14 protein-coding genes and 1 pseudogene are annotated in these 26,293 nt (G+C 44.3%); 5 read left to right on the top strand and 10 right to left on the bottom strand.

The genetic code is table 11. The features are described 5' to 3' along the window. Window positions 1-72: 72 nt before the first annotated feature. The 10 genes and pseudogenes from porU to JCM15124_RS08890 all read right to left on the bottom strand — a co-directional run bounded on the left by porU (window position 73) and on the right by JCM15124_RS08890 (window position 15,996). A complete protein-coding gene (gene porU, locus JCM15124_RS08945) occupies window positions 73-3,618 on the bottom strand; it encodes a type IX secretion system sortase PorU (RefSeq protein ID WP_024999156.1) in 3,546 nt (1,181 codons plus the stop codon). Window positions 3,619-3,660: 42 nt separating this feature from the next. Next, window positions 3,661-4,278, bottom strand: a complete 618-nt coding sequence (locus tag JCM15124_RS08940) for a fumarylacetoacetate hydrolase family protein (RefSeq protein ID WP_024999155.1) — start codon at window positions 4,276-4,278, stop codon at window positions 3,661-3,663. Window positions 4,279-4,994: 716 nt separating this feature from the next. Continuing rightward, window positions 4,995-5,993, bottom strand: coding sequence for a translation elongation factor Ts (gene tsf / locus JCM15124_RS08930; protein ID WP_024999153.1), 999 nt, complete (start codon window positions 5,991-5,993; stop codon window positions 4,995-4,997). Between the two features lie 113 nt (window positions 5,994-6,106). Continuing rightward, window positions 6,107-6,948, bottom strand: a pseudogene (rpsB, locus tag JCM15124_RS08925) (30S ribosomal protein S2). A 206-nt stretch (window positions 6,949-7,154) separates the two neighbouring features. Continuing rightward, a complete protein-coding gene (rpsI, locus tag JCM15124_RS08920; RefSeq protein ID WP_004367320.1) occupies window positions 7,155-7,541 on the bottom strand; it encodes a 30S ribosomal protein S9 in 387 nt (128 codons plus the stop codon). Between the two features lie 13 nt (window positions 7,542-7,554). Continuing rightward, the gene (gene rplM, locus JCM15124_RS08915) at window positions 7,555-8,019 is read right to left on the bottom strand and encodes a 50S ribosomal protein L13 (protein WP_024999151.1); all 465 of its coding nucleotides are present in this window, start codon (window positions 8,017-8,019) and stop codon (window positions 7,555-7,557) included. A 265-nt stretch (window positions 8,020-8,284) separates the two neighbouring features. Then, window positions 8,285-10,918, bottom strand: a complete 2,634-nt coding sequence (locus tag JCM15124_RS08910; protein WP_024999150.1) for a DUF3943 domain-containing protein — start codon at window positions 10,916-10,918, stop codon at window positions 8,285-8,287. Window positions 10,919-11,632: 714 nt separating this feature from the next. After that, window positions 11,633-13,261, bottom strand: a complete 1,629-nt coding sequence (locus JCM15124_RS08900) for an SIR2 family protein (protein ID WP_024999149.1) — start codon at window positions 13,259-13,261, stop codon at window positions 11,633-11,635. A gap of 319 nt (window positions 13,262-13,580) precedes the next feature. Then, a complete protein-coding gene (locus JCM15124_RS08895; protein ID WP_024999148.1) occupies window positions 13,581-14,918 on the bottom strand; it encodes an SLC45 family MFS transporter in 1,338 nt (445 codons plus the stop codon). Between the two features lie 52 nt (window positions 14,919-14,970). Continuing rightward, window positions 14,971-15,996 (bottom strand): LacI family DNA-binding transcriptional regulator, encoded by a 1,026-nt coding sequence (locus JCM15124_RS08890; RefSeq protein ID WP_024999147.1) that lies wholly within the window; start codon window positions 15,994-15,996, stop codon window positions 14,971-14,973. Between the two features lie 276 nt (window positions 15,997-16,272). Here JCM15124_RS08890 and JCM15124_RS08885 point away from each other — a divergent pair, with 276 nt between their 5' ends. From JCM15124_RS08885 to JCM15124_RS08865, 5 genes are all read left to right on the top strand, one after another. Next, a complete protein-coding gene (locus JCM15124_RS08885; protein WP_024999146.1) occupies window positions 16,273-19,353 on the top strand; it encodes a SusC/RagA family TonB-linked outer membrane protein in 3,081 nt (1,026 codons plus the stop codon). Between the two features lie 23 nt (window positions 19,354-19,376). Continuing rightward, window positions 19,377-21,014, top strand: a complete 1,638-nt coding sequence (locus JCM15124_RS08880; RefSeq protein ID WP_024999145.1) for a RagB/SusD family nutrient uptake outer membrane protein — start codon at window positions 19,377-19,379, stop codon at window positions 21,012-21,014. A gap of 57 nt (window positions 21,015-21,071) precedes the next feature. Continuing rightward, a complete protein-coding gene (locus JCM15124_RS08875) occupies window positions 21,072-22,256 on the top strand; it encodes a SusF/SusE family carbohydrate-binding protein (protein WP_024999144.1) in 1,185 nt (394 codons plus the stop codon). A gap of 26 nt (window positions 22,257-22,282) precedes the next feature. Further along, complete coding sequence (locus JCM15124_RS08870; protein ID WP_024999143.1) at window positions 22,283-23,329, top strand: Outer membrane protein SusF domain-containing protein; 1,047 nt, start codon at window positions 22,283-22,285, stop codon at window positions 23,327-23,329. A 206-nt stretch (window positions 23,330-23,535) separates the two neighbouring features. Then, window positions 23,536-25,554 carry an alpha-amylase family glycosyl hydrolase gene (locus tag JCM15124_RS08865; RefSeq protein WP_024999142.1) on the top strand — a complete coding sequence of 673 codons (2,019 nt, stop codon included), beginning with the start codon at window positions 23,536-23,538 and terminating at the stop codon, window positions 25,552-25,554. Window positions 25,555-26,293: the final 739 nt, after the last annotated feature.

The following is a 26,293-nucleotide window of genomic DNA, read 5'->3' as shown; positions in this document are numbered from 1 at the left end:
TCTGTTTGTTTGCATAATAGTCCGAAGCCAATTGCTTAAGAACATAATTAAAACACAAACGTACAGAAAGTCTTATTTATTGTTTATAATAATGAGTTTCTTTGCTTTCGACTCTTTCACGGCACCGCCACAGCTTAAACGGACACGATAAAGGTAAACACCCGTTTGTAAACGTGCACCCGAATTAACGGTTAAATCCCAGTTCACGGTGTAGGCATTGCCCGTTGATACTCCGTTTTCGTTGTGTCGCCACAACAAACGACCCGACATGTCAAGCACTTCTAACTCTATGTCTACATTGGAACCAACATAATTGTGGGTTACAATGAACGTTGTTTCGGTCTTGGCAGGATTGTTTGTGCAGCTCACATCTTGTATCTCAGGAGCCATTCCCTTATCTACCGTAAAGTCGAGAGTGGCAGTAGAGACATTGTTAAGAATGTCCCAAACACGGAACTTCAGCTGATGGCGACCCTCTGACAGCTCAGGAATGCTGAAGAAAGTGGAACCTTTCGTGTAGCTACCAAAATCAAAACGGAAGTTATCGTTAAGGTTGTAAGTGCGCATCATATCGCCATCGATGATAAGTTGCATATCGTGCCCGACTCCGTTGCCCGCTGCATTGATGCCATTGGCATCGGTAACTTGCGCTATAAAATAAGGTGTGCTGTTCACCTTGCCACCGTTTACAAACGACGGTGTGTTGAGATAACAATAGATGGAAGGACCTATGGAATCGTTGCTTACCTGCTCTGAGCCGTTAATACTGAACTTGTCTTCTGCGCCATTCGCCAATAAAGTATGGTCGTTATTTACTGCATAGACATTTATAAGACCGCTACCATTGGCATAATTAAGGTCGCGGGGAACAGCAAAAGTAAAACTAAACTCGCCATTGCGAACACTGTCTGAACCATTGTACAGCACTTTTTGGCGGTCGTAATAGGTAAAGGCGGTGCTCGAAGTCTCTTCTTGCTCCTTGCAAGTTATCAGCTCTCGGGTGTCGCGCACGGTTGCCCACATCAGTCCGTTAAAGCTCTTCACCTTTTCAGAGTCCTTCTCTATATGTCCTTTCACAGTGGCAATAGAGCCTCCTTTCAGTATTATTTGGTTTTCATTGTTCACGACTGTGCCGTTAATGGTGTCGATAACAACGTTTAAGGTGGGCAGATTAAGCGACAAGGCAGGGTCGCCCAACAAGGAATATTGCAGCTTATTGCGTGTTTGGTCTTGCCCTGTATTTATCATATCTATCTTCGCCAAGCGTTGTGCTTCGCCGAGTGTGATAGGCTTACCATCTTTAAAGCTCAGCACATGCTTCAAGAAAGCAGTGTTTATGTGTTTGTTATAACTTGCATATACGGTTCGGGTAGTTCCCCAAAAAGCGACAGAGCCACCCTTTTTATTCAACATTGCTTCTTCTCCGATGGTGGCTATTGTTCCATCGAAAGGCATAATGTCGCAGCTGGCAGTTATCCAAAGCGGAAGGTTGGCATTGGTAAAGTTTGTAAAATCGGTAATGCGCAAGACAGCTTCGTGCGATATTTGTATTTCAGAACCATGCCCGGCATAGTCCATAATGAGTGCACCTTGTGCCTGTTGTTGCTTTATGACAGAGCTTACTTCGGGATATGTAAAGCCTGTAGAGGTGCCAACGCGGGTATAAGCGTCCCACATAACCTTCTTTACCAAATAGTTTGGATAGGCCGTCATAATGGTTTCGGCAGTATAGTTTACGTCGCGCATGTGGAGATTGTCGTTTCCATCGTCTCCCATAAACATAATAACGTTCTGCCAATCGCCGGCATTCTTGTTGCTTGCATAGTTGATGGTCTTGTCTACAACGGTCTGCGCATCGACAACCGTGGTAACAGGAAATCGCCCAACACCAAGGTCTTCCTTGTCGATATTGGTAGGATTAACGCCTTCACCCTCGTCCATAAGCGTGTACCAGCCATCGTTTATGTAGCAATCGGTCAGGCTGAAAGAGTTGTCGCTTTCGTAAGCGAGCAGGTAATCATCAACATTGAAATTCCTACATTCGGGTGTTACCATACGATTGTCCCACACACAGTCGCCAAAGAGCAAGAGCGACTTCGGTATTTCGGCTTCGGTAGCAGCACGGTCGTATAGCATTTTCATGTAACGGCGATACGCCATAGCGTCGGGAGTGCCACTCGAAAACTCGTTAAATATTTCATCGGCAGGCACAATGCGCACCTTCATTCCGTCGTGTTGTTCGTGGAAAGCTGCCAAACGCTGTGCTTGCTTCAGCAGTTTTTGACCGGTTGGGATAATAATAACAAGGTCTACGGGAGTGTGGCTGTGCAAGTCTTGGTTGGTAATGTTATGCACGTATTCAGGAACAGGGAAGGTTCCTTCTGCCAAATTCGGAGCAGAACGAGGCGTGTCGTAGGTCATTGATAAATAGTCCAAACGTGTCGGACCTCCTGAAAGCGTGGTTATCTTAACAGAATCCACATCGCGCAACCCTGTCAGTGCGTATCTTCTCTCTACCTCTGCACCAAAGTCGAACTCGCCGGTAGACATTCTCAGTTCTTCTTTCTTCTCGCCATTCACTTCTATTTGCACGGTTGTTCGTCCCTTTCCGGCCGATACTCCGATAGCAAGTGTACCATTGGCGGCTTTCGCTGCATTGGCTAAAGTGTAGGTATGCGAGTTCCCAACCGGGATTGGAGTGTTCTCGAAGAAGCGTCGTCCACCCGGAAACCAACTGTAATTCTCTATTTCGTGCAGGCTATGATAGTCGTCAGCGGTTGGATATACCGACGAGAGAAAGGCATCGGCATCTATTGTCAAAGGTGCTTCTGCGCTTTCGGTTATGAAGTAATAACCATAGTCGGAATAGTGGTTACGGGTGCGTACTGCTGCCGTATTGCTTTCCCAACTTACCGGTCCACGGCCATAAAAGAGGCGTTTGCCACCAATAAGGCAGCTTGGAACTTCCTTTAAATCGTCAAACTCCTTCAAATAAACCGACGATATTTTTTCGTTTTGCAAATTACCACCATATCCATAAATGCGCACTTTGCTTAAATCGGAGAAGCCGGCACGGCGCACCACATCGGCAGTAAGGTTGTAAATGCCATTGGCAGGTACGCGAATTTTAGCCCATTTGCCCGACGACAGCACGGAATGGGCAGCATAAAGCGGTGTACTTTCGGCCGGTGCAGGGTGATTGGCACGAACTTGGCGGGCATTACGAGGCTTTGAAGTGAGTGCAATCATAAAGCTAACCAAGAACTGTTTCTTGCCATTGCGCTCCACAATGGGGACAAGCGAAAACTCAAGAATGCCTTTTTTGCGCTCCACTACCATTTGCTGTTGTATCTCGGGCAAAGTCGGGAGCGGTGCACCGGACAAAGCATTGTAACGCGCAACATCGGTGGCACTCATGTCAAGGAACTCCGGATAGCGTATTTCCAACTGATAAACGGAGTCCGCATAGTTTTCACCGATAGGAATGGCATAGGTGAAATGTGGAAGTAAAGAGTCTATCGTAACATCTTCAACCGTAAGATTGAAGAAACGTTGTTTTTGTGCGTGCGCCGAAACAGCGAGCAACAAAAGCAAAAAACCTAATATTTTACATTTCATTCGTGTCGTCGTTTAAGGTTGGAAAGCAGGTCTCCAACATCGTTATTTACAATTAAAGTCGAGGACTTTCCTATCCTCAACATAACCTTCCAAGTGGTCGTTTATAGCCACGGGAGCACAACCGGCAGGGCAACCTGTATAAATTATGTCGCCCGTCTTCAGCGTGAAGTATCTACTGATGTAGCTGATAAGCTCGTCTACCTTATAAAGCATATCGCTTGTACAGCCTTCCTGCACCGTCTTACCGTTGATGTCGAGGTGGAAATGAATACGCTGAATGTCCAAAAACTTTTCTTTATCCACCCAGCTGCCTAACGCTGCAGCACCATCGAAACTCTTTGAAAGTTCCCAAGGCAGTCCTTGTTCTTTTAGTTTCTTCTGTAAATCGCGCGCTGTAAAGTCGATTCCAACCGTTACGGCATCATAGTAACGGTGGGCAAATCGCTCAGGAATGGTCTTTCCTAAACGACAAATGCGCACCACCAATTCGGTTTCGTACTCTATTCGTCCTAAGTCATCGGGAATAAAGAAAGGTTTGCTGTCCTTCAATAACGACGAGTCAGCCTTCAAGAATACCACAGGTTGTTCTGTCTTACTTAACGTTCCGTGTAGCGATTTATTGTGCTCGGAATAGTTCATTCCTATTGCAAATATCTTCATTTCTAATTCGTTTGCGATTTTTTAACTTATATACAATAAACTAAGTGCAAAGCATTGGCGCACCGATAGGCATCTATTCATTTTGCAAACTTACATAAATTTTTCGTAACCGAACATTAATAGGATAAAAAATACATACGCGCATGCTTCTTTTACCTTATATATCCCATCACAAAATTTTCTTTGAAAACTTGCAAGAAAACAGTTTAAAAAAGCTCTTAGCAGGGTACTTCTCTCCCATTCGTTTAAGGTTGATTTCTTTAAAAAGTGCCTTGGTTTTGTAAATATAATTCCGTTAAAAAGTAACAATTTCGTTTCTGCGTTGCGAAAGCGGCTGTTTTGCAACGCAAAACCTACGCTTTTACCGTGCAAAACCTACGCTTTTGGAATGCCAAACAATAGGTTTTGCAACGCATTGATAATAAACAGATTACACGATAGTTACACTTGCGAAAAATATTTACAGCTTTTCCGCTTCCTTTCCAACTATAAAACAAGGAATGGGAGGGGAAGCAAAGTAGCGGGTAAATCATTCTTACGCTTAGAAAAATTTCAATATACGATGCGCTTTATTATATTTCTACCATCACAAAGAAACATTGTTGATAGAAACAAAGAACAGACTCACGGATACGAAAAAAGGAATCCGAAGAGTAAAAACCTCTTGGATTCCTTTTCTATATATTTATAGAAGTGTTACTTCTACATATTATTGCTTATTCGGCAGAGAGTGTGAAACGCTTGTAAGCAACCACTGCAAGGTCTTTGTCTTGGCTCTTCAACCAGTCGGCAACATTGATTTTGTCGCCTTCTGCAAATTGGAACTCTTGGTCTACAAGACAGTTGTCCTTGAAGAATTTATTGAGACGACCCTTAGCGATATTCTCTATCATATTCTCGTTCAAGTTAGCAGCCTTTTCAGCACTTACAGTCTTTCTGATTTCGATAGCCTTGTCAGCGTCTTCACGTGTAAGCCAGCCCTTGTTGATATTAGACTCGATGTGGTCGTCGCTATCAACCAAGTTCGGGTTAATACCTGCTTTCTTGATAGCAGCTACAACAGCTTTCTCAACTTGTTCTTCCTTTGTTTTCTGGATAGCAACCTTGTATTCCTCGTCCTTAACTTCTTGCGGAACAGAAGCTTCGTCCAAAGCTACCGGCTTCATGGCAGCAACCTGCATAGCTACTTTGTGTGCAGCTTCTTCATTGTTCTTGTTGAGCTGAACGATAGTTGCAAGTGTGTGCTTTGCCATATGGTCGTAAACAGAGAGGTTTTCGCCCTCGATGAAATTGTAACCATCGAGTTCCATCTTCTCGCCTGTGATGCCGGAACGCTGCTGAACTGTTGTAGCAGCATCTTCACCGTTAGCCAACTTCAAAGCCTTAACCTCATCGAGAGACTTAGCTTTTGCAGCAACTGCGGCGTCAAGAATTTCTTGTACCATAGCGATGAAGTCCTTACCGTTAGCAACAAAGTCGGTTTCGCATTTTACAGCTACCATTGCAGCAAAGCCATCAACAGCCTTTACGAGCACGCAACCATTTGAAGTTTCACGGTCTGAACGCTTGGCAGCAATAGCCAATCCACGCTCGCGAAGTATTTCTTTTGCTTTATCAAAATCGCCTTCAGCCTCGTTGAGTGCATTCTTAACGTCAGCAAGACCTGCGCCGGTCATGGCACGTAGCTTCTTAATATCTTCAATTGATACAGCCATTTTTCTCTTTTCCTTTCAATTTATGGTTAAAAAATGTGGGCGTTGAGGAGCGTTAATGGATTATTATTAAACCCATAAGCGTTCACCAACGCCCATTTTATATTGTCTAAAAATTATTCTGCAGCGGGTGCTTCTTCCTCGTTAGCAGATGTTTCTTCCTCATTAGCAGGTGCTTCTTCGGCAGCAGCCTTGCGTGCAGCACGCTTTGGTTTTGCTTCAGCAGCTTCCTCAGCCTGTTCTGCAGCAGCTTTTTCATCAGCCTTTTCAGCCTTACGCTCTTCAAGACCTTCTGCAATGGCAGCGCAGCAAGCACCAAGAATAACTTCTACCGAGTCCTTTGCATCATCGTTAGCAGGAATAACGTAATCGATATTCCTTGGATCAGAGTTTGTATCAACGATACCGAACACCGGAATACCCAAACGATTAGCTTCCTTAACAGCAATATGCTCTTTCATTACGTCGATGACAAAGAGTGCTGAAGGCAAACGAGTAAGGTCTGCAATAGAACCAAGGTTCTTCTCAAGCTTAGCACGCTGACGTGAAATCTGAAGAATTTCGCGCTTTGAGAGATTAGAGAATGTACCATCGTTCATCAATCTATCGATGTTCGTCATTTTCTTAATTGCCTTACGAATAGTAGGGAAGTTGGTAAGCATACCACCTGCCCAACGCTCGTTTACGTATGGCATATTAACCGATGCAGCCTTTTCAGCAACAACGTCCTTAGACTGTTTTTTAGTAGCAACGAACAAAATCTTCTTTCCGCTCTTAGCGATGCCCTTGAGAGCCTCAGCAGCTTCGTCTATCTTAGCAACGGTTTTATGAAGATCGATGATGTGGATACCATTGCGTTCCATATAGATATATGCTTCATAGCCGGGTTCCACTTACGATGGAGGTGTCCGAAATGACAACCTGCCTGCAATAATTGGTCAAAATTTGTTCTTGACATAGTCTTTTTTCCTTTTTGTTTTGTTTACTTTCTTTTTAATTCTTTCTTGGCGAATGAGCTTCGCCCGGCTTGTTAGAATCAACCTGTGAGTAGTCCCCGATTTGAAATCTCACCGATTTAGATACTAAACTCAAGCGCAATTCAATACTGCCGGAAACGCAAAGCAAACCTTCTGCCGACGTTCCACAGCATATAAAGCAGTGTGATTAACGCTTGCTGAACTGGAAGTGAGCACGTGCCTTTGGCTGTCCCGGCTTCTTACGCTCAACCGCACGGCTATCGCGTGTCAGGAATCCGTGGTCTTTCAAGTTCTTCTTATCTTCAGGATTAATCTCAACAAGTGCGCGTGCAATAGCGAGGCGGAGTGCCTGACTCTGACCGGTAAAGCCACCACCGTAGAGATTTACCTTAATATCGTACTGACCTTCTACACCGAGCAACTGCAATGGTTGTTTTACAACGTACTGCAAAATAGCTGATGGGAAATATTCAGTAATATCTTTTTTGTTGATTGTAATCTTGCCTGTACCTTCTGAGAGGTAAATACGAGCAACGGCGCTCTTGCGGCGTCCAATTGTGTTTATTACTTCCATCTTTTTCGCCTAATTATTTATACTGGTTAATGTCTATTGACTTTGGCTTCTGTGCCTCAAGTCCTTTCAACTCTGTACCTTCAATTACATAAAGGTTGTCAAGCAAATGACGACCGAGGATACCCTTTGGCAACATACCCTTTACTGCGTGGCGCACCATCTTCTCTACACCATTCTTCTTTGTGCGAAGTTGTGCCGGTGTGTTGAAACGCTGTCCACCCGGGTAACCAGTATAGTGAGTGTAAACCTTATCGGTTTCCTTGTTGCCTGTAAACTTAATCTTCTCAGCATTGATAATGATTACATTGTCTCCACAATCAACGTGCGGAGTAAAAGTTGGCTTGTATTTTCCGCGAAGCAACTTAGCAACTTTAGAGCAGAAACGACCCACAATCTGGTCGGTAGCGTCTACTACCACCCACTCTTTCTTAGCTGTTTCCTTGTTTACGGAAATAGTCTTATAACTTAAAGTGTTCATTTTTAATTTTAAAATTTTACTACTAAAAACGTTTTTAATTCTTGCCCGTCGGATTCACTAACCATGCAGCTCGGCCAAAAGCAACACTATTAACACACAACGTGCTGAGGGCTCTAAGTTCACCCTCGAAATAATCGGTCTGCAAAATTACTCATTTTTTATTAGCTACAAAACGCATAACAGTGCGAAAGTGTTAGTATTAATTATTATTAACACAGTTTAGCGTTTCAAAGAGAATTAACCGGCAACTATATTGATGGTTAGTTTAGAAATGATAAGCGACGCCCATTTTCACTTCAAACGTTTCAGCGTGCACATTATTATAATAAGCGTAACGTGTGTTCCTTATATAATAAGAGCCGGAAAGCACAACACTCATACGTTTGTTGAAGTCGAATTCCCATATTGGATTTAACACAAGCAAGTCGGCATTGCCCTTATCGCCCTGCGCATTCAGATACAAAGGGTTGGTTGTTGCAAGTTTTTCCTTGTCGTATCCTTTCCGTGTGTAGATATGATAGAAGGCTGCGTGCATAACGAAACGCCCAAAATTATGAAACTCCATAAAGGTTTTCGTCTTCACCGAGAAGCCCGAACCCATATTATAGTCGCGGTCGATAACATTATAATAATCGCTTTTCGTGCCTCCCAACAATATTCCCGAAAGGAAAACGCGCTGTTCCAACTTCGCAAGTCCACCCATATTGAGAAACGAAATCACTACGCCCGGTCCAAAACTAGCAGCTTCTGAAATGCGATAAGGAGTTTGCTTGCTGCCTTCTTTCACAGGGTCGGAATCGTAGTAGTTGAAGTGTTGGAAGATACCAACCTGCGCTTTAAGGTTCGTACCCGTAAATACAGGTGCGCCCCACAAACGTCCCAAAATATGAATACCATTCACAAACGGCTGATTACCGCCCAATCCCAACGACAGTTCCATAGAAAAGAAATCGTAAGGCTTGCCGGTTGCTCTGTTCAGAGGGTCGCCATATTCCAAGAAGATGTTAAAAAACGAGTTGTAGTCGCCACGGAACATCGCTCCGTTATCAGCCAGATAGCGACCGCCAAGCGAGATGGAGAGGTCTATCGGCAATGTTTCATAATCGTGATACTTGTAATATTCGTTCTTCACATGCCATGCTTTTCCCGTTACAATTCGATTAAAGCCGCCCATAGGGTTGATGATTGCAGCACCAAACTCTCTGAGAAAACGGCGGAAGCCCCTACTTCTGTCGTTCAGCAACAGGTGCGAAATGCGGTGCGATATTTCGCCAAAACATATTCCACCCACCGTCGTGGCAAGAACGTCGTTAATGGCAGGCGGTTCTACTTCACCCATAAATTCCCACATGAGCGAACCGCCCAAGGCGTAGGGTGCCGACTCCCAAAACGACAAACCGTTGCCACGTGCCGAATTATAGTACAGACTGCCATGGTAAGGGTGTGCAAACAAGTTGGTAGAAAACTTGTCGTTGTCCCACACAAATCCATTTTTAAAGTTGTTGTGTATGCTCTTAAAGTTTACTTTTGCAAAGTCGTAGCGAAAAACAAACCTGTCTACGCAGTGCACCAAAACGTTTACGGCGGTTGCTTCGGCGGATGCCTTCCAAGGACGTTTTCGCTGTTCTTTAGGGTCGTTATAGGCAAACTGAAGATTATGAATGTGCAAAGTGGAATCGTTTTCCATCAACATTTTATACCGTTCTGCCATACTACGTTCGGTAGTTCCGGTAGTTCCGCCGTACGATTGTGTATTCTCCGGTTTAAACCGCATTACGATTCCTGCTTCCAAAAGCAGCTTGTTTCTGTAATGCTCGTTATGTCCGTAGTAGTGCGTAGTGCCCCACCCCGCTGACACGAATACCCCCAGCTTCTTATTAATATGGTAGTCTAAGTTTACACGCCCTTGCAGCGAGTACAGCCGGTGCGGCTTATCGGACGTTTCTTTCTCAAAGGTTTCTATATGCGCAAAACCTATATCGCCGCTCAACAACCATCTCGGTGATAAGTTCAGGTAACGCCCCAAACGGTAAGACACTGCACCCGAAAGCTCGTCGGTGAAGCCCATATAACGCGTACCTACCGATAACAGCGAATAGGTGTTCCGGTTTCTGAAACGCAAAGCCATATTTACAAGAGCGTAGTTGCCCCAATAAGCCAAAACATCAATCTCTGTTTGCGGACTGATGTTTATCAATCCTATTTTGTGCGTCAGTGTATCGCGACTGTAATTGATAATACCGAGCTGCAAACCCTTCGGCTGTTGCAGTGCAATATTTACCAATCCTATCTGCGCACCCCGCAATGTGTCGGCGTAATTATAAGTGCCCAACTGCAAACCGCGCATTGTTTTCGATGTGATATTGGCTATACCGCCTATCTGCACACCTGCTTTTATGCCCATTGCAATATTTGTGAAAGCACTCAACTGCAATCCGCGGAAAGGTGTCCCTACGATATTTGCAAATCCCGACAGCTGAACGCCGTGTATATGTCGAGCCACGTTGGAGATACCGGCTAACTGCATGCCGCGCATTTCGCCACCTAAGGTATTCATACCAAAAGCCGCTTGCAAGCCATCGATGCGCCCACCACCGGCAGCAAACAGTCCCCCGATGTTCACACCCTTCATCTGATGGTGTGCAATACTGCTGATTCCACCTATCTGAAAGCCGTGCAGGGTGTCGGTAGCAGCAAGAATACCGACATTCGCACTTCGCCATCGCGAAGAATCTGCCGCATTGTGGCCTATGCCCAAAGCCCAATTATAGAAATGGCGTTCGGTAGTTTGCCCGTTTGTTTGTGCCCGTAACGAAACTGTTGTTGCCAAAAACAAGACAACAACTGCCAATATGTTTCTACTGCTTCTACCCAAACGGAACAGCACGCTTTTCTCCATAGACCAATCACGGCTTGCTATCGAACGGCAATAACCAAACTTCTCGTTACGAACTTTGCGCAAAGGTAATAAAAGTAATTCAGAAAAACAAAAAGAAAGCATAACTTTGAACTATTTTCCGTACTATGTATATCCAACATAAAAAGTTCGGAAACGCTACTTACTATGCTTCGGAAAGAACACAAACGTTAGGTTCGACTGAAAAATATTGTGCAGCTCGATATTCGTTTTCTTATTGAAGGCAAATCCCGAAAACAGCCCTGATATTGTAAAGATAATTCTAACGAAAAATGATAATTTCGATTTGGCGTTGCGAAAGCGTAGGTTTTGCGACGCAAAACCTACGCTTTTACCGTGCAAAACCTACGGTTTTGGAATGCAAAACAATAGATTTTGCAAAACGTTGATAACGAGATGGTTACGCAACAGATATGTTTGCGAAAAATATCTACAGAATTATAGCACTTTTTCCGCCCTTAAAAGTAACGTGAATTTCATAAAATTTACCGAAAGAGATAAAAACTAAGAGTCGATTTTCATAGTGAAAACCAACTCTTATTTTTTATTAGTGAAATATCAAACAGCCCTATCAAGTCCAACCTTTTGGTCATGTCCGCCAATTAAAGAGGCAAAAACTCATTATCCCTACCGATTATAATGTAAGCTTCGCCTCTCTTTCTGCTCTGCAACAGGTTTTCTTGAATAGCTTTGCTACTATCCCTTCGTATTAGAGAGAATACGCTTAAAGTCCGGATCATCACGAAGTCCGTTCCAATCTTTATCTTTCTCCACCATTTCCACAGAGACATCATGTCTTGAAAGAGAACGCTCCAAATACTCCAGTGCTTCTTCTTTCTTGTTTCTTATGGCATAAAGACAAGCCAAATTATAGGAACGACCTCCTTTCTCAATCGCTTGTTGATACTTTTCAAAGGCTTTGTTGTATAGGTCTTCAGCTTCGCTAACGGATTTTGCCTGTGCCAGAACATATAAAGCATTTCCCCAATTATTATATGCCTCATGGAAGTCTGGCTTAACCTCTATTGCCCGATGATACTTTTCAAAGGATTTTTTGTATAGTGCTTCAGCTTTAATACCAGACTTTATCTGTGCCAAAGCACTTAAAGCATTTCCCCAATTGTAATATGCCTCATTGAGGTCTGGGTTAATCTGTGTTGCCTGTTCATATTTTTTAAAGGCTGCTTTGTATAGTTCTTCAGCTTCAATACTAGACCTTGTCTGTGCAAGATCGCTTAAAGCATTTCCCCAATTGTTATATGCTTCATGACTTTTAGGTTTTAATTCCGTCGCTGCCTTATACTCTTCTGAAGCGTCTGAGTATTCCCCATTCAAATGATACTTTAATCCATTGTTGAAGTGATTGTTTGCCTCTCTCTCTAAAAGGAGTAGTTGTCTTTCATTCTCATTCTGTACTTTTGAAAGTCTCTTCGTAAGAGAATCAATTTCTTTTTCAGACTCTTTAAGTAGGTCGGAAAGCACCTTCTCTTGAGAACTTTTCTTTGCTTCTGCATCCTGCTTAACTTTTATAAGTTGGTCTATAACCTTTGGAATTTCTGTATAAGAAGCAACTTCAATGGAAGTTAGGAAATTAAGAGATTTCTCTAACGGCTTATCAGTTATGATATAGTGCTCTTGGTCGTAGATACCTTGAACCCTTTTGATTTCCTTAAAAATACCATTGATCTGAGGATCGCCCAAACCTGTTCCAATAAAAAGGAAGGTTTTATTGAATATGAGATTTCTCAAAGCATATAAGGCATGTTCTGCCTCTCGTCCTTTGCTCTTATAAAGTTTATCATAATCTGACGGAAATAAGACCATAGAATCTAAATGTTCTATGCAACCATGCAATTTAAATAAAAAGATGGGGTCTTTCTTCAGTCTGTTTAACTCATAATCTTTACTCTTATATGCTTTTGTTTCTTGAAGTTCAGGAATGGCTTTCTCAAAAGCTCTATCATAGTTGGTAGTAATAATCTTTGTTGATAGGCTGAAAAGCTTCTGCTGAAAAGACAAATCGTTCTCCTTTCCCAATGTAAAATAGTGCTTGACAAATTCGCCAACTTGTCCTCTATTTATTCTTTCAGTTTCTAATTTTTCAAGAGCTTTTATCGGCTCTAATGCATCGCAAGATTGTTTTAGTTCAGCTGTGATATGCCCTTTCTCATTCAGATGAGAAGTTATAGATTTAACCATTTTGTCCCAACCTTCGAGAGATTCATTGTTCGTGTTTTTTAAGTTCCAAGATAAACCGGCACCAATGAATAGTACTAAATCGTCAGCTTCGATTGCTTCTTTTAATCCGGGAGGTATATTTATCATAGTTTTATTATTTATTTTACACAGTGTAACTGCTTTTATAAAGGTAAACTCGTGTGGTATAAGGTCTGAACAGCCAATCGGAATTTAGGCTAACAGATTTTCATAGATGCAAAGATATAAAAAATATTGATGTTCAAGAGAAGGTTTTCACGAATTAATGAGAGGTTGGTAAAATAAAGTGAGTTTGAAAGATTGTAGAGATAATAGGTATTCAGCCAAGGCTCCGCCCTTCAACAACACAGCCTGCGCTCTTGGCGCAGGCTGTGTTGTTATCTCTACTTATGCAAGCGAGATTGTCTAATATATATTGTATAGTGGCTTAATGTTTATTTACGTCCTTGATAATCGTTACCGACAGTGCGCCGGCAACAAGGGCTACGCCTGCCACAATCATCATATTGCTTTGCACAGAGCCTACGAGGTGCAAGATGACACCGCCAAGGGCTGCTGCAATAATCTGTGGTATGCAGATGGTTCCGTTGAACAAACCAAGGTAAGCACCCATGTGTCCGTAGCCTTCAAGCGCATTGGTAACAAAGGTGAAAGGCATGGCAAGTATAGCTGCCCAAGCGCAACCGATGAGCAGGAACGGAAGGAACATAACGTATTGGTCGTGAACGAAAGAAGTCATTACAAAACCTATACCGCCCAAAACGAGCGAAAGACTATAAGCCAACTTGCGGTTTTTGAACATCGGCAACACCATTGCCCAGACCACCGAGCCTATGGCTTGCACGGCAAAGAGTATGCCCACCCAGTTGCCGGCTTCCTGATAGCTCAAAGTAGCAGTAGCATTGGCAGCTGTCATGTCTACCCCCCAGCAGTTGGCAGCTACTGTTCCGTTGGTGTAGGTCCACATATACATAAAGGCAAACCAAGAGAAGAACTGTACCAATCCCACTTTCCAGAAAGTGGCAGGTGCATTCTTCAAGAGGTGTATCCAGTTGGATTTCGATTCGTTGTCGGTTTCTTTCAAGTTGTGATATTCGGCATATTCCTTCGGTGGCATCTCCTTTACCTTTGCCGTAGTGTAGAGTACACACAGAATAAGAATGGCTGCACCAATGTAGAACGAATAAATCACAGAGTCGGGGATTACACCTTTGGGGGCTTCGTTGGCAATACCGATGGCGGTAAAGAAGAATGGGAACACGTAGCCCGCTAACGAACCGGCATTGCAAAGAAAACTCTGAATGGAGTAAGCCAAAGCCTTTTGCTTTTCGTTTACTTCGTCGCCCACAAGCATTTTGAAAGGCTGCATTGCCATATTGATGCTTGTATCGAGGAACATCAGAGCGATTAAGCCGAACACCATCGCCGTGGAAACAGCCATACCGAACGAACCGGCATTTGGCAAAAGGCACATTACGAGAACAGCAACGGTAGCTCCTATAAATAAATAAGGTATACGACGACCGAAGCGCGTCCATGTTTTGTCGGACAACGTTCCTACAATCGGTTGCACAATAATGCCCATCAGCGGGGGTAAAATCCAGAAATAGCTCAGGCTGTGCGGGTCGGCACCCAATGTTCCGAATATACGCGAGATGTTTGCGCTTTGCAGTGCGTAAGCTATTTGCACGCCAAAGAACCCAAAACTAAGGTTCCATAGTTGCCAGAAACTTTTGTCGGGGCGGGTTTTTAATTCTTTATTCATAGTTGAAAGTGTGTGAGTTGCAGTTTATTTGTTGTTGATTTATATCTTGTCGTTATCGTGTTGTGCCTCGAACGATGAGCCTTGTGCGCACCACACGCTTCTCGATAGAGTCGTTGGGAAGTACGCCTTCCACCTTATTTATAAGTATGTTTGCAGCTTCTTCGCCCACACGCACGCCACGCTGCTCTACCGTTGTCAGCATCGGGTCGCACGCTATGGCACGTTCGCAATTGGTGAAACCGCAAATCGACACATCTTCGGGAATACGCAAACCCATTCGCTTGCACGAATAGAGAATGCCAATGGCAGTGTCGTCGTTTACAGCGAAAAAAGCATCGGGCGGATTTGAGACGCTCATAAGGTCGGGAGTGATGGACTCTGCATCGCTGCGGTTGTCGCACATACGAATGAGTTGCTCGTCGGGCTGTATACCATGCTTCAGCAAAGCATCGCGATAACCATTATAACGGTTCTTTCCGATTTCCAAATTCAACGACACACCATAGTAGGCAATGCGTTTACAGCCGGTATTAATAAGGTGGTTCACGGCTGCGAGTGCCCCCATATAGTCGTCGATAACCACGCGGCTGGCATTTACACCTGTACTCACACGGTCGTAGAATACAAGCGGAACATGCCGGTCGATAAGGAATTGGAAGTGGTCGTACTTGGCTGTATCCTTCGCTTGCGATACGATTACGCCGCAAACTTTATTCTCGTAGAACGATTTGCATATCTCAACTTCTCGCTCATAGCGTTCTCCGCTTTGTGCAACCAATAGCTGATAGCCACGCGCAGATGCCTCTTCTTCTATTCCTGCCAATATGGAAGAAAAGTAAAAATGCGTAAACTGCGGCACAATTACGCCAATCACTTTCAACGGTTGCACTTTGCTTTTGCGCAATGCTTCGGCTATGATATTCGGTGTGAAGTTGTGTTCACGGGCATAACGCTTTATTTCTTCTTTCTTTTCAGCAGAAATGCGTGGACTGTCCTTTAATGCACGCGAAACAGTGGCAACAGAAACACCGAGTTCCCGTGCAATATCTTTCATCGTAACACTTCCACTTTTTATCATAATTCTGTAAGTATGATTTCTGTTTTTGTTATTCCTAATGGCAAAAATACACATTTTTACACTAACGTTGATGCAAGTCAAGAATTTATTTATCGCATTATTAGCGCAAACGTTTGCGCATTTTAATTAACGTTTTTTAATGAATAAAAAGTACTAATATGGAATTATCGACCTATCTTTGCACTGATAAGCTTTATATAAAGAAAGGCGGACATCACATAAATCTATAAAAGAGATAACAATTTACTCAATATTAATAACTTTAGCAATAAAAAGATGAAGCAGGTAAAAAGCAAATTCCCTGTCAGGATAACGACACTTGTTTTAGGTCTATTCCTGTCTATCAGTGCCTTTGCACAATCGACTATCAAAGGTCTTGTAAAAGATGCTTCCGGCGAACCGGTTATCAGCGCATCGGTTCTTGTTACAGGAACCACCAACGGCGTGCAGACTGATTTCGACGGAAACTTTGAAATTAATGTGGCACCGGGTACTCAACTAACAATTTCCTACATTGGTTACGTAAAGCAACAAGTAGCTGCAAAAGATGGTATGGTAGTTATTCTCCAGCCGGACGGTGCGCAACAAATGCAGGAAGTAGTGGTCATCGGTTACGGTGCTGTGAAGAAGAGCGACCTTACAGGTTCGGTTCTCGCAATGAAACCGGACGCAAAGAACAAAGGTCTTGTAGTAAACGCACAGGACATGATGCAAGGTAAGATGGCCGGTGTGAATGTAACAAGCGATGGCGGTACCCCCGGTGGTGGTGCACAAATTCGTATTCGTGGCGGTTCTTCATTGAACGCATCTAACGCTCCGCTTATCGTTATCGACGGTGTGGCATTGGATAACACGGGTGTGAAAGGTATGCCCAACCCTCTTTCTATGGTAAACCCACAAGACATTGAAAGCTTCAACGTCTTGAAAGATGCTTCTGCAACAGCTATCTACGGTTCGCGCGGTTCTAACGGTGTCATCATCATCACCACAAAGAAAGGACGCGTCAATCAGCCTCTCTCTGTTTCATACGCCGGTAGCGTAACTGCAAGTGTTAAGAAAAAGACCATTGACGTAATGAATGGCGACGAATATCGCAAATTTGTTACCGATATGTTTGGTGCAGGCAGCAAGCAAGTGGCTGCACTTGGCAAGGCTAACACCGACTGGCAGAACGAAATTTATCGTACAGCGTGGGCACAAGACCACAGCGTAACTTTGACCGGATCGGTTGGTAACAGTGCGAACTCTATGCCTTTCCGCATTTCAGCAGGTTACACCAACAACCAAGGTATCGTGAAAACCTCAAGTTTCGAGCGTTACACAGCTGCTGTAAACTTAAATCCATCGCTCATGAACGACCACTTGAACATGAATTTCAATGTGAAAGGTATGTTCGCAAAGAACCGTTTTGCCGATGGTGCAGCTATTGGTGCAGCCGTTTCTTACGACCCAACTCAAAGCATTTACGATTACGATTCACCCGACGCAGCTAACTTTGGCTACTATCACGCATGGCGTGGCGTAGGTCTTGCTGCAAGCGAAGACCCAACATGGCCATCTACTTTTAACTCTTTGGCAACAAAGAACCCGATGGCTATCTTGAATTTAAAGAACGACCGCTCTCGCAGCCGCGACGTTATCGCAAATGCAGAGTTCGACTATAAGGTGCACGGATTTGAAGATTTGCGCTTGCACGTTACTGCCGGTGCCGACATCGCACAAGGTCAGCAGGACACAGACATCGCACCATCTTCTCCATTGGCTCCTTATTATGGCTACAACGGTTGGAGCAAACAGTTGAAGCGCAACCTCACTTTCAACGCATACGCACAGTACTATCACGACTTTAAGGACGCTGCGAAGAACCATTTCGACATTATGGCAGGTTACGAGTGGCAACATTTCTGGAAGAAGGACAAGAGCCGTGCAATACAATATTATCCTTCTACCAACTCAAAAGCCGGTCAAATCTATAGAGATAGCGGTAAGGACTATAACGGCGACGGCATTTTGGAAGACTATGTATATCCAACTGAAAACTTCCTCGTATCATTCTTCGGTCGTGCCAACTGGAGTTTGATGGACCGTTACTACGTTACGGCTACGTTCCGTGCCGACGGTGCATCACGTTTCCAAGAGCACTGGGCTTACTTCCCTTCATTTGCATTCGCTTGGAAGGTAAAAGACGAGAACAAGTTCCGCGATATTAAGTGGTTGAGTGACTTGAAACTCCGCTTAGGCTGGGGTATGACAGGTCAGCAGGAAGGTATCGGCGACTACAACTACTTCGACATTTATCAGACGGGTACCGGCACAAACAACTACTATCCATTGCTTGACGGTGGAACTGTTGTTCGTCCACAGGCTGTAAATAAGGATTTAACTTGGGAAACAACCACAACTTACAACGTTGGTCTCGATTGGGGCATCTTCAACCAACGCCTCACCGGTAGCATCGACTGGTACTATCGTAAGACCACAGACCTTTTGAACACAGTAACCGTTCCTGCAGGTTCTAACTTCCGCAACCAAGTTCCTTCTAACATTGGTTCATTAAAGAACACCGGTGTTGAAGCAGCATTCCGTTGGAGAGCCATCGAAACTAAGGACTGGTATTGGACTATCGACTATAACTTCACATACAACAAGAACGAAATTACCGACCTTACAGGTGGCAAGGGAACTAATTTCTTTGTTCCAACGGGCGGTATCTCAGCAGGTACCGGTGGCAATGCGCAAGCACACGCAGTAGGACACCCGGCTTCTTCATTCTACGTTTATCAACAGATTTACGACAAAGACGGTAAGGCAATCGAAGGTGCAGTAGTAGACAGAAATGCTGATGGACAAATCACAGAAGCCGACAAGTACTTCTACAAAAGTCCGATGGCACCTGTAATAATGGGTCTTGCTTCTCGTTTAGAGTACAAGGGTTGGGACTTCGGTTTCTCTCTCCGTGCAAGTCTCGGCAACTATGTGTTCAACGATTTGATGGCCGGACAAGCTAACGTTTCTCCTGCTGCTATCTGGGCATCATCTGAATTCCTGTCAAACCGTCCAACAGCATCAGTTAAAGACAACTGGCAAACAAGCCACACCACAGCAATTCTTTCAGACCGTTGGGTGCAGAATGCGTCATTCTTGAAACTCGATAACGTTACATTGGGTTATAGCTTTGCTGACCTATTCAAGACCGGCGGCTGGCATGGCTTGAGCGGACGTATTTACGGTACTGCTACAAACATTCTCACACTTACAAAGTATAAAGGTATAGACCCTGAAGTATTTGGCGGTATTGATAATAACCTCTATCCTCGTCCAATGTCATTCATTGTAGGTCTGAACTTAAATTTCTAATTCTATCCTAAAAGTCAATAACAATGAAACAATATATTATTAAGAAATTAGCTCCTGTAGCAGCATTACTGCTTACATTGAGCATCACTTCTTGTGTAAAGGATTTGGACGTAAAGCCAATCGACCCAAACCTTCAAACAGAGATAAATCCAAATCATTTGTTCAACAAATGCTATGCAAACTTTGCATTGGCAGGCAACAGTGGTCCTGACGGCGATTGCGATATTGACGGTCTTGATGGAGGAACAACCGGTTTCATCAGACAGTTGTTCAACTCTAACGAACTTACTACCGACGAAGCTATTTGCAGCTGGACACAAGATGAAGGTATTACAGAGTTCAACTTCGATACCTTTGGCAGCTCTCACCCAATGCTCAAAGGCTTCTACTATCGCCTTTACTTTGGTGTTACCATCTGCAACCAATACATCAACAACTTCGGTAATTTGGACAAGCAGAAGACAGCAGAGGTGCGCTTTATCCGTGCACTCGACTACTACTTATTGATGGACGCATTCGGCAATATTCCATTTACGGAACAAGTATCTGCCAAAGCTGCTCCGCAATATTCGCGTAAGCAGATATATGACTATGTTGAAAAGGAACTTTTGGAGATCGAAAACGACTTGATGGAGCCAAGGGCAAAGAGATCTACCGATGCTAACTATGGCCGCGTAGACAAGGCTGCAGTTTGGATGTTGCTCTCTCGTCTCTATCTGAACGCTGAGGTTTATACCGGTACACCACAATGGCAGAAGGCTGCCGACTATGCTAATAAGGTAATCAATTCACCTTATCAGCTATATACAGGTGCAACAACGAATGGCTGGACTGCTTATCAACAACTCTTTATGGGCGATAATGGCGAAAACGGCGCATCAGTTGAAGCTGTCTTCCCAATCCTCCAAGATGGTAAGCGCACCGCTGCTTACGGTGGTACGGTATTCTTGATTAATGCTTGCTACGACAAGGCTGCGACTGTAAACAGCAACGGTACACCCGGTGGAAATCTTTACGACAATGCAAACTGGGCGGGTGTTCGTGCTCGCAAGGACCTTATCGACAAGTTTTTCCCTAACAACAATGCTCCTTCGGTTACCGGAGCTGTCATGCCTACGGAAGCAGGCGACGACCGCGCATTGTTCGACGGTGTAGACAGAACGATTACACAAGAGACATCAAAAGACCTTTCGGTATTTACAAAGGGATTCGCAGTAGTTAAATACAACAACTTCTACTCAACAGGGGCAGCTGCAAAAGACCTCCGTTATGCCGACACCGACTTCTTCTTGTTCCGTGTCGCAGAGGCTTATCTTACTTATGCAGAAGCTACTGCTCGCTTGAATGGCGGTCAGACTACTGCTGAAGGTACAGACCTCATCAACAAACTTCACCTTCGTGCTCACGCTCAACCGAGAACTTCAGGAGCTTACACACTCAACGACATTCTCAATGAGTGGTGCAAAGAGTTCTACTTCGAAGGCCGTCGCCGTGTAGATTTGGTTCGTTTCAACAAGTTTGGTGGTAATGTAAACTACAACTGGGCTTGGAAAGGTGGCGAACTCAACGGACGCAACTTTGCTGCAACACGCAACATCTTTGCTATTCCGAACAGCGACATCATCGTAAATACGAACTTGAAACAGAATTCCGGTTATTAAGATTATTCAAGTTGAGGAGGCAACTCCTCAACTTTCACAACCAAAAAGACAAGAATTATGACAAAGATATTAAAGTCAGCATTGCTGCTTCTTTGCACTGTTTGCTTCTTTACAGCCTGCAGCGATGACAACGACGAAAATCCAGTAGTAAAGACGCCAACTACTTTCCACCTAAACACACCTGCCCTTGCAGCGAATGGTGTTTACGATTTGGCAAGTTCTCAAAGTATCGAGCTTACATGCTCACAACCTGACTATGGCTACCCTGCCGTTACAAAATACACGGTGGAGGTTGCAACCGATGCCGATATGTCGGACGTAAAAGCCATGGGAACAACTTTCACAACTGCCAAGATGGAAGTAAACGCTGCGGAATTGGCAAGCTTGCTTACCGACCTGCACGTTGCAAAGGGTATGAGCGAGCATCAATTCCCTTTTACAGCCCCTGTTTACATTCGTGTAAAGGCTGTTCAGACAACTGCCGATGGTAGAGAAATAGAAGGAACATCAATTACATCGAACGTCATTACATTGAATAAGGTGTATTTAGTCTTCTCTCTTCCTCCTGTGAGCACACCTGAAAAACTCTTCCTTGTTGGTAACTTCAACAAGTGGTCATGGGACAGCGCATTGGAAATGACACCTGTTCACGGTGCACCGCACATTTTTTGGCATCTTGTTTACATTGATGGCCAAGGCGAAAGTGCCGGTGTTAAGTTCAACAGCGACAAGGCGTGGAACGGCAACGATATTGGTTTCGACAAGATAACGATTAACCCTGCAAGCGAAAAAGGTTCTGACATTATCAGCGTTAAAGGCAACATTGGTTCTTCTAAGGCAGGCTGGTACCTGATGATTGTAGAGTGCACGGTAGAAGGTCGCGACATTAAGTACAACGTAACCTTCAACAATCCTAACGTTTACCTACAAGGTTTATGTACAGCATCGGCAGGTTGGGACCTTATTCCGGAAAACCTGTTCACTGTTCCAGCAACAGCTGACGGCGAATTCGTGTCTCCGGCTATTGGCAATACTGTTGCCGGTGGTCCTACAGACGGCGACCCGGGTGTACGTATCTGCGTGAAGATACCTGATACAGACTGGTGGAAATCGGAGTTTATCATCTACGACAAGAAGATTGCTTACCGCGGAACAGGTGGCGACCAAATTCCACGTGTTGCCGGTACAGCAGGTCAGAGAGTCTACTTGAACTTCACAAACGAAACCGGTGAAATAAAATAATAACAACTTATTATTAGAAAACAGTCATGAAAAAATTATCATTATATATCACAGTCGCACTTGTAAGCCTCGTTCTCGGGGCTTGCAGCGACGAATACGAACCTTGGGGTAACCCTCAAACCTACCCGGAGGAAAATGCTATCACCATTCCCGGTATGAAAGCAAACGCTGTTGCAACGCAAGACTTAGGCACAGTTGGCGAACAAGTTCCTTTGTTCACCCTCACCACAGCCGAACTTCCTGAAGGTTATACCTTACAGAATGCTCGTGTCGGACTCTTACCGGAAAACATCAATGGGCAGTTTGACGGTGCTACGCCTACAATTATAAACACTACACTTGACGGCAAAGCATCAACAGAAGAAGTGCAAGCACTGATTGAAAAGTACTACGGCAAGCGTCCTGAAGCACGCACGTTCGTTGCATACGTATATGTAAATGCCGTAAAAGACGGTCAAGCGGCTCTCATCGATGCCGGTACTATCAATGTTGTGGTAATACCAAAGGGGCTCCAATTCACCGAATTCCTCTACATGGCAGGCGATGCGAACTCTTGGAACCACTCAGATATTCTCCACGGACCGGCGTTCGATGGTAAGTATCTCGGCTATATGTACCTCAACCAGAAAGGATTTAAGTTCTGTACACAACCAAACTGGAACGGTACAAACTATGGTAAGGACTTCAGCACAGCAGGCGATGCTGCCAACATTACGATGACCGAACCTGATGGTTTCTATAAGGTAGAAGTAGACTTGAAAGCCTTTTCTTACAAGCTCACATCTATTACAAGCATCGGTATCATAGGCGACGCCACAGGTAGTTGGGACAACGATATTGCTATGACTTACGAAGCAGATTCTCACGAATGGATTGCCAAGAGCATAACGCTCAAAGACGGCGAAATGAAGTTCCGTGCCAACGGTGCATGGGATATTAGCTGGGGTGGTACAGACCTTACGAAGCTCACATCAAACAACGGTGCCAACATCAAGGTCAATGCAGGTACATACACCATTAAGCTGAAACCTTCTTACGACGGTAACACAAAGGCTGAACTCATCAAAGAGTAAGTCCACTTCAACAATACTTTAAAGTATATACACCAAGGGGAGAATGCAGATGCGTTCTCCTCTTTTTGTTTGTTCAAAAACAAAGTTGCAAACGTTTGCGCTTATATTAATACTTATTATAAATCAAGTTAGCGCAGGGAAAGGAAATAAGTTGTATATTTGCGAAAGCATAAATAATTAGGATAAAACAAAATCAAATCATCATTATGAAACGTACCTCAACTCTGCTTGCAGTTTTGTGTCTTGCCATGACAATGCTTGCACAAGGCTGGAAAGCCAATTATGGCGGCGTAATGCTGCAAGGTTTCTACTGGGATTCTTATCAGGATACGAAATGGACAAACCTCGAATCGCAGGCAAAAGAACTTTCCGATTACTTCGACCTTGTGTGGTTGCCACAAAGTGCGCAAGCACGCAACACAACTTCAATGGGCTACGACGACTACTATTGGTTCAGCAATTACAACAGTTCGTTCGGCACAGAAGCTGAACTCCTGAGCCTCATCGGCACTTTCAAAGCCAACGGCATCAAGACCATAGCCGATGTTGTCATCAACCACCGTGCAACCACGGCAGGGTGGTTCGACTTCCCGACCGAAACTTACAATAACGTAACGTACACCATGACATCGAAAGATGTTGCCAAAAACGACGATGGCGGCGAGGCATTAAAGCAAGCCCAAAAGGAAGGCGTGCAGCTTAGCGACTTCATCGACTCGGGCGAAGACTGGCCCGGAATGCGCGACCTCGACCACAACAGTGCAAACGTGCAAAACACGGTAAAGGCTTACTTGCAGATGCTGAAGGACAAATTCGGCTATGCAGGCTTCCGTTACGATATGGTAAAGGGCTACGGTGGCAAGTTCACGGCAATCTACAACGATGCTTCGCAGCCCGATTTTTCTGTCGGTGAATATTGGGACGGCGATATAAACAAGGTGAAAGCGTGGATTGAAAGCACCAAATCGGACAACGTTCCTACGAGTGCTGCTTTCGACTTCCCTATCCGTTACACCGTTCGCAATGCTGTGAACTACGGCAACTGGGGTGCTTTCGACGGTACAGGCTTGGCGAAAGACCCCAATTATGCACGCTATGCCGTTACTTTCGTAGAGAACCACGACACCGAAGACCGTGGCGGCAACAGCCACCAAGACCCTATAAGGAAAGATACATTGGCAGCAAATGCCTACATTCTCGCCATGCCGGGAACGCCAACCATATTCTTGAAACATTATCAGGCGTACAAAAACGACATCAAGAATATGATTAGCGTGCGCAAGCTGATGGGCATCAACAACGAGAGCAAGGCTGTAAAGTACAGCAGCAGCTCCGACTACTATGCCTTTACCACCACCGGTACGAACGGCGAAATGCTTACCGTGCTCGGTCCGGCAAAGAGTTTCTCCAACACAAACCGATGGATAAAGCTCACCGGCGGATACCACTGGGCTTACTACGTGGAGAAGAGCAAAGCTGATTTTGTATGGGCAAGTCTTGCGAGCGGTACTTACGATGGTGAGCAAAGTGTAACGCTGACAGCCATCAGCGACGATGCGAATGCACAAATCGTGTACACCACCGACGGAAGCGAACCGACAGCAAGCAGCACAAAGGCTGCAAACGGACAAGCACTGACCATTCCTGTGGGTACAACCGTGCTGAAAGCCGGATTGCTCGTTGGCGGTGTTGTGAAAAATATCATTACCCGCAACTACAACATCATCGACTTCAAGCCTTACAACATCAATGTATATGTGAATGCAGACGATGCCGATGCCGCATGGGCAAGTGCGAAGATGACAAGCAGCAGCCCTTCCATCAACTTCTGGGTATGGGGCGGAACACACAAAACCGTAAAGGGTTCGTGGCCCGGCGATGCCGTAACAACAACCGAAACGGCAAACGGCAAGAAATGGTTTGTGAAGGAATTTGCCATTACCAACTCTAACGACATCGTGAATTTTGTATTCAGTGTAGGCACAGGCTCGCCACAAACAGTTGATATTGAAAACATAAAGGCAACCACCTTTATTAATATATCAAGCGAAAAAGAAGGCGGAAAGAACAAAGTAAACGTTGTTTCTACAGGCATCGACAACGTCGTTGCAGAGCAGAAAGCCAACAACGACCCTTACTACTATACGCTTTCAGGGCAACGCATAGCCAACCCAACCCAACGTGGCATATATATCCACAACGGAAAGAAAGTACTGGTAAAATAAAAGAAAAACGATATGAAAACAATTATAGGCAGAAAGTTTGCCCACAGAAACGTACCGGTAAAGTAAAAGAAAAACAATATGAAAACAATTATAGGCAGCAAGTTTGCCCACAGAAATGTACCGGTAAAGTAAAAGAAAAACGATATAAAAACAATTGTAGGCAGCAAGTTTGCCCACAGAAACGTACCGGTAAAGTAAAAGAAAAACGATATGAAAACAATGCGAAGGCTCTGCAATAAGAATACAGAGCCTCCGCATCGTTTTTGTTGTATAGGTTCACAAGAGAGAAAGCCGTGCATCGGGTCTGCCGATAATCAGCAAAATGCTATCACATTATTTGGTTCTTCCAACTAAACAGAGCCGTTTTGCCACGACACCACTGCCTCTATACACCTTATTATATATGGGCAAAAAAGAATTAAATATAGGCAAAAAAAGACGATAAAAGTGTAAATATTTTTCGCAAGAATATCTATTGTGTAACCATCTCGTTATCAACGCTTTGCAAAACCTATTGTTTTGCATTCCAAACCGTAGGTTTTGCACGGTAAAAGCGTAGGTTTTGCGTCGCAAAACCTACGCTTTCGCAATGCCAAATCGAAATTATCACTTTTTAAAGAAATTATCTTTACAAAACAACAGGTGTTTTTAGCTAAAACTATTGCTTATACGTAGGGGCGTGATTTGCCACGTTCCTTGTATCCAACACAATTTTTCTTCGGTGTCAGGAAAGTAGGCA

This window comes from Prevotella falsenii DSM 22864 = JCM 15124, assembly GCF_000613945.1.
In the GTDB taxonomy this organism is placed as follows: Bacteria; Bacteroidota; Bacteroidia; order Bacteroidales; family Bacteroidaceae; genus Prevotella; species Prevotella falsenii.
The sequence above is the reverse complement of the archived record's forward strand: the minus strand, read 5'-3'. Positions and strand labels throughout refer to the sequence as shown.